Source organism: Actinopolyspora lacussalsi subsp. righensis (assembly GCF_900116555.1).
Classification (GTDB): domain Bacteria; phylum Actinomycetota; class Actinomycetes; order Mycobacteriales; family Pseudonocardiaceae; genus Actinopolyspora; species Actinopolyspora lacussalsi.
Window position 1 is genome coordinate 1 of record NZ_FPAT01000012.1, and the last position, 12,772, is coordinate 12,772.

8 protein-coding genes are annotated in these 12,772 nt (G+C 67.8%); 1 reads left to right on the forward strand and 7 read right to left on the reverse strand.

Annotated features, from left to right (window positions below; translation table 11 throughout):
• Positions 1-387: 387 nt before the first annotated feature.
• The 7 genes from BM394_RS18425 to BM394_RS18455 all read right to left on the reverse strand — a co-directional run bounded on the left by BM394_RS18425 (position 388) and on the right by BM394_RS18455 (position 11,592).
• Positions 388-1,281 carry a DUF4328 domain-containing protein gene (locus BM394_RS18425; RefSeq protein ID WP_130468874.1) on the reverse strand — a complete coding sequence of 298 codons (894 nt, stop codon included), beginning with the start codon at positions 1,279-1,281 and terminating at the stop codon, positions 388-390.
• Between the two features lie 131 nt (positions 1,282-1,412).
• Entirely contained in the window at positions 1,413-4,679 is a 3,267-nt protein-coding gene (locus BM394_RS18430; protein ID WP_092980217.1) for an AfsR/SARP family transcriptional regulator, read from the reverse strand.
• A gap of 72 nt (positions 4,680-4,751) precedes the next feature.
• Positions 4,752-5,372, reverse strand: a complete 621-nt coding sequence (locus BM394_RS18435; protein WP_245780284.1) for a hypothetical protein — start codon at positions 5,370-5,372, stop codon at positions 4,752-4,754.
• 113 nt (positions 5,373-5,485) lie between these two features.
• Entirely contained in the window at positions 5,486-8,071 is a 2,586-nt protein-coding gene (locus tag BM394_RS18440) for an ATP-dependent Clp protease ATP-binding subunit (protein WP_092980225.1), read from the reverse strand.
• A gap of 325 nt (positions 8,072-8,396) precedes the next feature.
• Positions 8,397-9,320, reverse strand: a complete 924-nt coding sequence (locus BM394_RS18445) for an ABC transporter ATP-binding protein (protein ID WP_092980229.1) — start codon at positions 9,318-9,320, stop codon at positions 8,397-8,399.
• On the reverse strand, positions 9,317-10,420 hold the full coding sequence (locus BM394_RS18450; RefSeq protein ID WP_092980231.1) for a FecCD family ABC transporter permease: 1,104 nt from the start codon (positions 10,418-10,420) through the stop codon (positions 9,317-9,319). The genes BM394_RS18445 and BM394_RS18450 overlap by 4 nt, the downstream gene beginning before the upstream one ends.
• Positions 10,417-11,592 carry a FecCD family ABC transporter permease gene (locus tag BM394_RS18455; protein ID WP_245780285.1) on the reverse strand — a complete coding sequence of 392 codons (1,176 nt, stop codon included), beginning with the start codon at positions 11,590-11,592 and terminating at the stop codon, positions 10,417-10,419. Before BM394_RS18455 ends, BM394_RS18450 begins: the two co-directional genes overlap by 4 nt.
• Positions 11,593-11,686: 94 nt before the next feature.
• On the opposite strand from BM394_RS18455, the gene BM394_RS18460 reads away from it, so the two are divergent.
• Complete coding sequence (locus BM394_RS18460) at positions 11,687-12,679, forward strand: ABC transporter substrate-binding protein (protein ID WP_092980233.1); 993 nt, start codon at positions 11,687-11,689, stop codon at positions 12,677-12,679.
• The last annotated feature ends 93 nt before the right edge of the window (positions 12,680-12,772 follow it).

Here is a 12,772-nt window from a genome sequence, read left to right on the forward strand (position 1 = left end):
AACCGCATTCACCGTAGCACCCCAACCAACCCCCACTCACCGGGGGGTCACCCACCAACACCGAAACCCAACCAACCACGATCGAGCCCCGAGCCAGCAAGCACCAGGCACCACATGCAGTTCTTCAAACAACCAGCCACCACCACGAACCGAAACCCAGAAACCACCGAACAAACCAGAACCACGTCCCAGCTCATCCACCCTCGTGATTTCCAACCCGGCCCCGCCGTGCTGACAACAACCACTCTAAACCCCCACCACACCACCCCACACACCCACCCCCCACTAATTCACGAAATCCCAGGACAGCCCCGATAAATACCCCGAAAACCATTCGGATAACCGCCGTACGCTCACAGTTCACCGGGGCCGCCCGTATGGGCCTCCCTAACGGGGCGCGAGCGCACCCGCCGAATCGGACAGTCCACGACGACCTTCACGCAGTTCGTGCTGCCAGTTGGTGATTCGGCGCACGACCAGTACGGCCAGTATCGCCGCTGACACTTGTAAGGGGGCGACGAGAAAACCGGCCAACGCCAGATCCTGATAGAACGCGAGCGCTTCCCGGCCGGTGAGGTCGAGCGGATTTCCACTCGACCCGGTATGTGCATAAGTGATCACACGCGCGTGACGGTCCGTGCAGAACATCGCGAGATAGAACAGCCACCAGGCCCAGAGCAGCCCGCCCTTGTAATCGACACTCGACTCCATACCGCCCCGCTCGTGGCCGGGACGACTCGCTCGCCAGATGTCGGTGAGGATCTGCTTCGGAAACCAGAAATTGACGACCGGGACGATCCAACCGAGTATCAACCAGGGCTTCCGCCTCCGATGTATCCCGGGGTCCAGCACTTCCGCGTTGCCGCGCACCCGGAACAACCAGACCAGGAAGAGCACCATCGCTGGCAGCAACACGAGTGCGCTGAGCACCCCGACCACCAGTTCCAGCCCCTCCATCGGCAGGAACTCCATGTTCCAGTAGGAGCGCGACTGCTCCATCGCCTCGCTGTACACCACGAACAGTCGGAGCTGCACGAGAAAGTACAACGCCTGGAATACGGCGAAGCACAACAGCAGCACGATGGTGGCGATCCCCAGACCGCGTGTGGGCCGCAGGACTCGCCGGGTGTCGATCGGTGGGGCCGCCCCGGCGATACCGGGTTCTGCAGGCGGTACGGCCCCGAGATCGCTCAACTGCTCGGCAGGCAGTGCCCTGCCACCGCACACCGCGCAGTACTCCTGGTCAGCAGGAACGTGCCCACCACACACGGCACAGTTCACTCGTCCACTTCCAATCTCGCCGAATGACAAAACGGCGCGGACAATACCGGCGCGACCACTCGGCGGGCACCCGAATTTCGAAACCTTGGAGTGCCGGTGTCCGGATCGTGACCGGCTCGTGACGGTGCCGTTCACCGGCCCAGTACGCGCCGAAGTTCCGCTCTGGCAGCGGTGCTCGACGAGTCGAAACGACTCGCGTAGAGCTCGTCGAATTCCTCGGCTCCCAGCTCCGAACGCAACCGAGCGCACATCTCGCGCACGTCGGGATCCCCCCGGTCCAGCACCCCCTGCAGTGCCGCTGCCACGCCGAGCAATCGCGCGGCTTCTCGCGGAGCTCCCTCGACGAGTACCAGTCGAGCCAGCTGCTCGCACAACACCGCGCTCACCGGTCTGTCCGCCACGGGATTTTCGGAGTCCAGGGCTTTCCCGAACAGTTCACGAGCACCGGCGGCGTCGTCCTCGTCCAACGACAACCGGATCCGGAACGAGAGCAGCAGATCGCGCATCATCGGATGTGGTGGTGATCCGAGTTCCACGAGATCCGCCTCGGCGTCTCGCACCAGCCGGTGAGCCGATTCGGTGTCGCCCTCGGCCCTGGTCAGTTCCATCCACCCGTAGGTGACGACGACGCGATGACTGGAGGGAGTGGTGCCCGCCAGCCGGGAAGCCTCGTCCAACTCGGACCGTGCGCCGGAGAGGTCTCCCATCCGAACTCGATGCATTCCGATGCGGGCCAGCTGTGGTACCAGTTCGGTGGTGGAACGCAGCTCGCGCAGCACACGTACGGATTCCGTGAGTCGCTCGACAGCGCTTTCGTGATCGCCCCGCAGCGAGTGAAAATCGGCCGTGCTGCCGATGGCCTGGGCCTTCCCCCAGCGATCACCGATCGCCTCGAAAGCGGCCACGGCCCACTCGGCGTGCTTCTCCCCCTCACCTGTCTCGCCCCGGCGCTCGACCAGTATCGCCCACCCGTAGTGCGCGGCGGCCCTGGGCCACGGATCGGGGTGTTCGGCCGCGCGCCGCAACGAGTCCGCCATCTCGTCCAGCCGCTCCGTCAGCAACCAGATCATGGGTTCCAGCAGCCCCAGGTAGACGTACCGCGACATCGCGCCCGTGTCGCGCAGCTTCTCCACCGCCGCGCCCAGCCGTTCCGACCAACCGTAGGAGTCCTCGTAGAGCCTGCTGACCAGCTCCACCACCGCGCGGCTCGCCGCGGGTGCCGGTCCGGACAGCGCAGCCACGTCACGCATCCGCTCGGCGAGTTCGGTGTGGCGCATGGTCATCGACCAGTACCAGTTGAGCGCGGCGGCGAGCCTGATACCGATATCGGCGTCGGAGTTCTCCAACGCCCAGTGCGACGCCCGCATGGTGTTGTCGTGCTCGACGTCCAGCCGTGCCAGCCACGTCAGTTGTTCCCGGGAGTGGATGCGTGGGGCCGCTGTCTCCGCGAAGGCCAGAAAGTGCTCGGCGTGACGACGTCCCAGGGCTTCGACCTCGTCGGCGGCCGCCAGCTGCTCGGAGCAGAAGGCCCGCACGGTCTCCAGCATCCGGTAGCGCATCACCGTGCCCTGGTCCACGGCCTCCACGAGGGACTTGTCCACCAGGTCGGAGAGCAGCTCGTCCACGTCCGCGGCGACCGGTCCGGCACCGGAGCACACTTCGGCCACCGATTCGGCACGCGCGGATCCCGCGAACACCGACATCCTGCGCGCCAGTGTCCGCTCGGATTCGGTCAGCAGCTCCCAGCTCCACTCCACCACCGCTCGCAGCGTGCGGTGGCGCGACATGGCGGCCCGGTTTCCCCTGGTGAGCAGCCGGAACCGGTCGTCCAGCCGTTCCGCGAGCATGCGGGGGCTCATGGAGCGGACCCGGGCGGCGGCCAACTCGATGGCCAGCGGCATGCCGTCGAGCTCACGGCAGATCTCCATGACGTCGGCCGTGTTGGCCGCGGTGAGTTCGAAGTCGTGCCGTGCGGCGGCGGCACGCTGCACGAACAGTCGGACGGCGGGGCTGGCAGCGGCTGCTTCGACGTTGTCGGGAACTTCCAGCGGCCCCACGGGGAACAGTTTCTCGCCCGGCAGTGCCAGCGGTTCCCTGCTGGTGGCCAGTATCCGCAGTTCGGCGACGAGGGTGAGCAGCCGCTCGGTCAGCTCGGCGGCTCTCGTGACGAGGTGCTCGCAGTTGTCCAGGATCAACAGGGTCGGTTCGGAACCGAGCGTCTCCACCAGTCCGGAGAGCGGATCGCCCGGACGACCGTGATTCAGTCGGGGTGCTTCTCGGACTCCCAGGCCCGTCAGCACCGCCGCGGCGAGCTCCTGATCGTCGCGCACCGGCGCGAGTTCCACGAACAGCACCCGAAGCGCGGTGATCCGGGAGGCACTCTCGATCGAGAGTCTGGTCTTGCCGGAGCCGCCGGGGCCGAACAACGTCACCAGGCGCGCGTCACGCAACGCGTGGTCCAGCCGCTCCAGTTCCGGCTCCCGCCCCACGAAACCGCTCAACCGCCTCGGCAGCGCCGCGCCGTTCGGAGCGGTCCCGCCACCGGCGCCGGGATCGTCGTCCGGGGGGTCTCGCTCGACGACGCCCGCTGTTCCGGAGGTGGCAGGCGCTTTTGCGGAGGTGACAGGCGCTGTCCCGGAGGCGGTGGCCGCGTCGTCACTTCCCTCCCGCGGCAGGGCGAGACGCATCTCACGTAGCCGGTCACCGGGTTCGGTCCCGAGACGTTCGACCAGCCGGTCACGCAGCTGTTCGTAGGCGCTCACGGCCTCGGCCCGCCTTCCGGCGGCGCGCAGCGCGCGGAAGCGCAGCTCGGCGAGGCTCTCGTCGAGCGGATGCCTGGCGGTCAGCAGCGCGAGCTCCTCGATGAGCCCGGCGTGGTCGCCGAGTCGTAGCTCGGCCTCGATCCGCTCGGTGAGTGCGGCACGCCCGAGCCGTTCCAGTCGGGGGACGGTGGCTTCGGCGAACGGGAGATCGCGGAAATCGATCAGGGGATCGCCGCGCCACAGTTCCAGCGCGGCCCGCAGGTCCTCGGCCGCCTCCGCCGGAAGGTTCCGGCGGAGCGCCCCACGGCCACTGGCGACCAACCGTTCGAAGCGGTGCAGATCGACCCGGTCCGGATCCGCCCGCAGCGCGTAGCCGAGCCCTTCGGAGCTCAGCCGCAGACCGGTCGTGGCACGCAGTGCCCGCCTGGTACGGGCGACCAGCGTGTGCAGCGCGTTCGTGGCATCGCCGGGAACCGCGTCGGTCCAGAGGTCGTCGATCAGCGTCCGCACCGGAACGCTGTGGTTGAGGTCCAGCGCCAACCGAGCCAGCAGGGTGCGCACTCGGTTACCACCCAGCTCGACCGGTTCTCCCCCGTCGTCGTGCACCCGGAACGGGCCGAGCATCACCAGCAGCACGCGGCACCTCACCAGTTCCTGTCGCGTCCTCGCGAGCCACGACGCACCGAAGCCGCCCGATGTGACAGCGCATCACCGGCCACGCTCCGACCGCTCGTCACGACGCCGTCGCAACCACGTGACGAGTCCACCGATCGCGGCCGCGAACAGCACGACGACTCCGAGCAGCACGGGCCATCCCCAGCGACTCGATACCGCGTCCAGCGTACGTCGGGTGGGGCTGTCCTCGTCGGCCAGCACCACACCGAGCAGCACCACGGCGGCCAGCAGGACCGCTCCGAGCAGGGCGTACCTCGGCCTGCCCAGCACTCGGGAGCGCCGGTGCAGCACTCGGGCGACCTTGACGAGGCGGAACACCCGCACGAGCTGGACCGCGGCGACCACCCGGACCAGCCGCAGCACCTGGGCGGGGGCGAACGCGAACACCACCGCCGGGATGGTCAGCACGGTGACCAGTGCCATCCACCAGTGTTCCCGCAGCCAGCGAGGCCGATCCCGGCTGAACCAGAACAGCAGCACCGACTCGGCGGTGAGCACCAGCATCGACGACCAGTTGAGCACGCTGCCGAACAGCGACACCGGCCCGTCGAGCCGGGTGAGGAACACCGCGGGAACCGAGGCGGCAGCGGCGGTGAGCACCGGAACGTGCAGCGCGCTCCGGATCCGGTCCTCGCCGCTCCGCCGGGAATCCACGCGAATCGGACCTTACCGGTCGTTCCGGAGGTCCACGGCGGTCGTGGTGCCGGGCGACCGACGAAACGATCCCGCCCCCGGAGGGACGGGATCGATCGTTTCGACTCGGTGGATCACTCGGAGGAGCCGGAGCCCTCGGACTGGTCGTCCTGGTTGGAGCCGGAGCTCTCCGAGGACGAGCCACCGGAGGAACCGGCCAGGTCCACCGGCGGGGTGTCCGGAACGGTGGAAGGCTTGAGCTCACCCCGGAAGGTGAACTGGGCCTGGTCCTCGGTGCCTTCCTCGTCCCAACCGTCGACGTCGACGATGACGATCTGACCCGCCTCGACCTCGCCGAACAGGATCTTCTCGGAAAGCTTGTCCTCGATCTCGTGCTGGATCGTGCGGCGCAGCGGCCGGGCACCCAGCACCGGGTCGAAGCCCCGCTTGGCCACCAGCTTCTTGGCCTTCGAGGTCAACTCGATGGACATGTCCTTGCTCTTGAGGGCGGTTTCCACCCTGCCGATGAGCAGGTCGACCATCCGGATGATCTCTTCCTCGGTGAGCTGGTGGAAGACGATCACGTCGTCGATCCGGTTGAGGAACTCCGGACGGAAGTGCTTCTTCATCTCCTCGTTGACCTTGGACTTCATCCGCTCGTAGTTGGTCTCCTGCTCGTTACCAGCGGTGAAGCCCAGACCGACCGCCTTGGAGATGTCGGCCGTGCCCAGGTTGGAGGTGAAGATCAGCACCGTGTTCTTGAAGTCGACCACACGGCCCTGACCGTCCGTGAGCCTGCCGTCCTCCAGGACCTGCAACAGCGTGTTGTAGATCTCGTGGTGGGCCTTCTCGATCTCGTCGAACAGCACCACGGAGAACGGCTTGCGGCGGACCTTCTCGGTGAGCTGGCCGCCCTCCTCGTAGCCGACGTAGCCCGGAGGGGCGCCGAACAGCCGGGAGGCCGTGTAGCGGTCGTGGTACTCACCCATGTCGATCTGGACCAGGGCGTCGTCGTCGCCGAACAGGAACTCCGCCAACGACTTGGACAGCTCGGTCTTACCGACACCGGAGGGACCGGCGAAGATGAAGGAACCGGAGGGACGCTGCGGGTCCTTCAGGCCGGCACGGGTGCGGCGGATCGCCTGGGAGACGGCCTTGACCGCGTCCTCCTGGCCGATGATCCGCTTGTGCAGCTCGTCCTCCATGCGCAGCAGCCTGGAGGTCTCCTCCTCGGTGAGGCGGAACACCGGAATACCGGTCCAGTTGGCCAGCACCTCGGCGATCTGCTCGTCGTCGACCTCGGCCACGACGTCGAGATCACCGGCCTTCCACTGGGTCTCGCGCTCCTCCTTCTGCGTGATGAGCTGCTTCTCCTCGTCACGCAGCCTGGCGGCGCGCTCGAAGTCCTGTCCGTCGATGGAGGACTCCTTGTCCCTGCGGACCTCGGCGATCTTCTCGTCGAACTCGCGCAGGTCCGGCGGTGCGGTCATCCGGCGGATGCGCATCCGCGCACCGGCCTCGTCCAGCAGGTCGATCGCCTTGTCCGGCAGGTACCGGTCGTTGATGTAGCGATCCGCCAGGCTGGCCGCTGCCGAGAGGGCGGAGTCGGTGATGGAAACGCGGTGGTGCGCCTCGTAGCGGTCCCGCAGTCCCTTGAGGATCTCCACGGCGTGATCCAGCGAGGGCTCGCCCACCTGGATCGGCTGGAAACGACGTTCCAGGGCCGCGTCCTTCTCGACGTTCTTGCGGTACTCCTCCAGCGTGGTGGCACCGATGGTCTGCAGCTCACCGCGCGCCAGCATCGGCTTGAGGATGCTCGCCGCGTCGATGGCCCCCTCGGCGGCACCCGCACCGACCAGCGTGTGGATCTCGTCGATGAACAGGATGATGTCGCCGCGGGTCTTGATCTCCTTGAGGACCTTCTTCAGGCGCTCCTCGAAGTCACCACGGTAGCGGGAACCGGCGACCAGCGAACCGAGGTCGAGCGTGTAGAGCTGCTTCTCCTTCAGCGTCTCCGGGACCTCGCCCTTGACGATCTTCTGAGCCAGCCCCTCCACCACGGCGGTCTTGCCGACACCGGCCTCGCCGATGAGGACGGGGTTGTTCTTGGTGCGGCGGGACAGCACCTGCATGATGCGCTCGATCTCGGTGTCACGGCCGATCACCGGGTCGAGCTTGGTCTCACGGGCGCTCTGGGTGAGGTTGCGGCCGAACTGGTCCAGCACCAGTGAGGAGGACGGGGTGCCCTCGCTGCGGCCACCGGCCTCGGCCGGTTCCTTGCCCTGGTAGCCGGACAGCAGCTGCAACACCTGCTGGCGAACCCGGTTGAGATCGGCGCCGAGCTTGACCAGCACCTGCGCGGCCACGCCCTCGCCCTCGCGAATCAGCCCGAGCAGGATGTGCTCGGTGCCGATGTAGTTGTGCCCGAGTTGGAGTGCCTCCCGCAGCGACAGCTCCAGAACCTTCTTGGCCCTCGGGGTGAAGGGGATGTGGCCACTGGGCGCCTGCTGGCCCTGGCCGATGATCTCCTCGACCTGCTGGCGCACGCCCTCAAGGGCGATCCCCAGCGATTCCAGCGCCTTGGCGGCGACACCCTCACCCTCGTGGATCAGACCCAGGAGAATGTGCTCGGTGCCGATGTAGTTGTGGTTGAGCATCCTGGCCTCTTCCTGGGCCAGGACAACCACCCGCCTCGCGCGGTCGGTGAACCTCTCGAACATTCGCACTCCCTGACTGCTGCGCCGGCGGTCTCGTACCGGGCACCGCTCCTGCTCACGCCGATGCCCGCGATGGGTTCAGCACTCTGAACTCCACTCTAGTAGCCACGGCGCACTCAGGGCTGTTCCGGCTCGCAGCCCACTTCTCGACAACGTTGCGTTCAGTCAGCCCAACAGGGCGTTGAGCTGCGAAATTCCATTCGAAAACCAGGTCGCCCGCGGTGTCCGCCGAGCGCGAACACCGCCTTCGGCGGACCGAATCTCACTCATCCGGCCCAGTGTGGCGACTGTCCGGCCCAGTGTGGTGCCGAGCCACGGTGCTCGCGGGTCAGGAACCGCGGGTTCCGGGACCGGCATCCTCCGATTCCGAAGCCCGGGACTGCCTGCCGCCCACCGGAACCACCAGGGGTGTACCCGTGACCGGGTCCGGAATCACCCGCGCCCGGAGATCGAAAACCTCGTGCAGCAACCGCTCCGTGAGCACCTCTCCCGGAGGGCCCTGCGCGGCGATCCGCCCTTCGGACATCGCCACCAGCCGGTCCGCGTAGCGGGCGGCCAGGTTGAGGTCGTGCAGCACCATCACCACGGTGCGCCCGCTCTCGGTGTGCAGCCTGCCGATCAGCTCCAGCACATCCACCTGGTGCGACAGGTCCAGGTAGGTGGTCGGTTCGTCCAGCAGGAGCAGATCGGTTCCCTGCGCCAGCGCCATGGACAACCAGGCACGCTGCCGCTGCCCACCGGACAGCTCGTCCACGGACCGATCGGCGAGGTCACCGATACCGGTGAGCGACAACGCCTCGGCCACGGCCGACTCGTCGTCCCCGGACCACTGGCGATACCAGGACTGGTGCGGATGCCTGCCTCTGGCGACCAGGTCGGCGACGCGGAGCCCTTCCGGAGCGACCGGCGACTGCGGCAACAACCCCAGCGTACGCGCGACTTCCTTGGTGGACATCCGGTGGATGGGTTCGCCGTCCAGCAGCACGCTGCCGCGCCTGGGCCGCAACAATCTGCCCAGGGCCCGCAGCAGCGTGGACTTGCCACAACCGTTGGGACCGATCACGCCTGTGATGGTGCCGTCGACGACGTCCAGATCCAGCCCGTCGACAACCACGCGCTCGCCGTAGCCCAACGACAGATCGCGGGCGCACAACCGGTTCCTCGCCCCCTCCGAGGAACCGCTCCCCGGTAAGGAGTCGGTGGCCGCGGCCGTGCTGTCGACCGTGTCGTGCGCGATGTGCGAGGCGGTCATGTCTGAACCTCCCGATACCGGTGGACGAGCAGATAGATCAGGTACGGGGCACCGAGCGCGGCGGTGACGATTCCGACCGGTAGTTGCAGCGAACCGAACAGCGTGCGCGAGACGAGATCGGCACCGACGACGAGAAGCGCTCCGAACACCATCGACACCACCAGTGGCGGTCGCGGGGTGCCTGCCGTGCGGAGGGCGATCTGCGGGGTGGCGAGCGCGACGAAGGCGATCGGCCCGGCCGCCGCGGTGGCCAGCGAGGCGAGCACGGCGGCCCCGAGCAGCAGCGCACCCCGGGCGATGTTGACGGGCACCCCGAGTTCGCGAACCGTGTCGTCGTCGAACTGCAACGCTCCCAAGGCGTGCGAGCCGAGCAGGGTCAACGGTACGAGCACCAGCAGGGCCAGCCCGACCGGCACCACGTTGTCCCAGTCGCGCGCGTTGAGGCTGCCGGTCAGCCACACCATCGCGCGTCCGGCGTCCTGGGTCTCACCGATGGTCAGCAGCCACAGGGTCGCGTTGACCGTCAGCGCGTTCATGCCGATGCCGACCAGCACCAACCGGAACGAGTCCACCCCGCCCCGGTAGGCCAGCAACCCGACCAGCACCGCGGTGACGATGCCGCCCCCCAGCGCGACCAGGGGCAGGCCGAGGCTCGCGACGACGCCGCTGATTCCGCCGAGCGTGCCGGAGGTGACGATGACGGCGGTGGCCGCCGCACCGGCACCTGTGGTCACGCCCAGCAGATCCGGGCTGGCCAGCGGATTGCGCACCACCGCCTGCGTGATCGCGCCGGACAACCCGAGAGCTGCCCCGACCAGCAGTCCGGTCAACGCACGCGGCAACCGCAGCTGCAGCACCACGAGCCGTTCCCCGGCGTCGCCACCGCCGAACAGTGTGCGCAGCACCCCCAGCGGGGAGATCGGGTAGTCGCCGAGCGCCAGATCGCAGGCGAACACCAGAAGAAGCCCCGCGAGGCCGCCCAACAGCGCCACCAGCGGCCGGAGGCGCAGCACCGTGGACACGGGGCCGACGCGCAGCGGGACGCGGCCACGTACCCGAGCGGCCGGGGCGCCGACGGGGGTTCGCACCGATTCCGTCACAGCCGCATCAGCCTCCTGCGTCGTACGAGAGCGATGAAGAAGGGGGCGCCGATCATCGCCAGCATCACGCCGACCTGGATCTCCGAGGGACGCGCCATGATCCGGCCGACCAGATCGGCCAGCAGCACCAGACAGGAGCCCCCCAGCGCCGCGAACGGCAGCAACCAGCGGTGGTCGGGGCCCGCGAAGTATCTGGCTATGTGGGGAACGATCAGACCGACGAAGCTGATCGGTCCGCACATGGCCACCGCGCTGCCGACGAGCACCGCGATGGCGGTGATCCCGATCGCCCTGGACCTGGCGACGTTGTGGCCCAGCGCCGCGGCCATGTCGTCACCGAGGGAGAGCGCGTTGAGCCCGGGAGCGCTGGCGAGCCCCAGCACCAGCCCCAGCAGCAGGAACGGCAGCACCCGTTGAATGAGCCCCATGTCCGAGACGGCGATGGAGCCGACCTTCCAGAACCGGTAGGTGTCCAGGCTCTGCCGGTCAAGCAGCACCAGGGCCGAGGTGAGTGCCTGCAGCAGTGCGCTGATCGCCGCCCCCGCCAGTGCCAGCGCGACCGGTGTCGCGCCTCCCTTGCCGATCGAACCGATCAGGAACACCGCCAGAGCGCTGATCAGCGCTCCCGCGAAGCTGAACCAGATGAAGCCGAGCATGCCGGTGATCCCCATCGTGAACACGGCCAGCACCACCGCGAGCCCCGCGCCCTGGGTGATTCCGAGCACACTGGGGGCCGCTATGGGGTTGCGGGTGTAGCCCTGCATGAGCGCTCCGGCCAGTCCCAACGCGGAACCGGCGAGCACTCCCGCGATGGTGCGCGGGACGCGCAGCTCGTAGATGATCACGTTGTTCTCGGTCCGCGAGCTCGCGAAGAGCGCGTCCACCACCGCGCCGGGCGGTATGAGCTTGGCTCCGATGAGGATGCTCAGCGCACAGCTGAGCAGCAGCAGACAGCACAGTACTCCGAGGCCCAGCAGCCTGCCGCGTCGTCGCGAGTTCAGCCGGTCGGACCGCGTTGCCCGCTCGGGGGGCGGCGCGCTGTCGCGTTCGGTCGGTGCGGGGAGGGTTTCCGGCCGCCGGCCCCCTGCGGAGGACTCGTCGTGGGGCGCGGGAGAGGCCGAGGAAGCGGGACCCGAACCGGACGGGTCGCCCGTGGCCGAACTGCGACTCAAATCCCACTCCCTTGGCTGTCCGCTCCGATTCGCTTAGGTTGCCCACACTTAGGTTAGGCCCACCTAAGAGTAACCGAAACAGGAAGGCGAACCGATGTCGGAAGTCACACGCACCAGACGTGAGTTGCTGCGAACCGCGTTGACCGCCGCAGGCGCGCTGCCCGTACTCGGGTTGGCGGCGTGCGGTGGCGAGTCGGACTCGACGGAGCAGGGCGGGGGAACGAACGCCCGCACCGTCGAGCACGCGATGGGTGAAACCGAGATCACCGGAACGCCGAAACGGGTGGTCGCGCTGGACGCCACCTTCACCAGCGCCGCGATGGCGCTGGGGACGAACGTCGTCGGTTACACCACCTTCGGCGGCCGCGAGAAGTTGCCCGAATACCTCGGCCGGGACCGCACCCGATACGGCGAGCAGGCACAGCGCGTGGGCAGCCTGACCAGTCCGGATGCGGAGCGGATCGTCCAGCGCGACCCCGAGCTGATCCTGTCCGCGAAAGTCCGGCACGAGGACATGTACGGCCAGCTCTCCGAGATCGCGCCCACCGTGTTCAGCCGCACGACCGGGGCGACCTGGAAGGAGAACCTGCTGCTGACCGGTCGGGCGCTGGGCAAGGAGAAATCGGCCCAGAACAAGCTGGACGAATACGAACGACGTGCGAGAACGATCGGGGACAGCATCCGTTCGAAGGTGGGGCACAACCCGACGATGTCGATCGTGCGCTTCGCGGGCGAACCGACCGTCCGGCTCTACAGCGCCGATTCGTTCCCCGGGACCGTGCAACGCGACACCGGGCTGGCTCGCCCCGAAGGGCAACCCGAAGAGGACGGAATCGCGGTCAATCTCAGCCAGGAGCGGATCCCGGAACTGGACGCTGACCACATCTTCGTGACCGTCTACCCCGATGAAGCGGGCGACGCGGCGAAGACCAGAAAAACCTTCGAATCAAACCCGCTTTGGAACAAACTCACCGGGAAGCAACACCTGGTCGACGACATCACCTGGATGACTTCGGTGGGAATCCACGGTGCACACGCGATTCTCGACGACCTCGCGAACGCGTTCGGTGTCGACGCGGCGCGATAACAGGCCAAGTGTGCGGGGTGCGCTCCGACATTGTCCAATGCGACATTGTCCGCCCGGGGCGCACCCGGCCCCACTCCGGCCCGGTGGTGTCCG

Coding starts and splice junctions, on each gene's coding strand:
- BM394_RS18440 (WP_092980225.1), bottom strand. CDS start 8,071: ATGTTCGAGAGGTTCACCGACCGCGCGAGGCGGGTGGTTGTCCTGGCC.
- BM394_RS18445 (WP_092980229.1), bottom strand. CDS start 9,320: ATGACCGCCTCGCACATCGCGCACGACACGGTCGACAGCACGGCCGCG.
- BM394_RS18460 (WP_092980233.1), top strand. CDS start 11,687: ATGTCGGAAGTCACACGCACCAGACGTGAGTTGCTGCGAACCGCGTTG.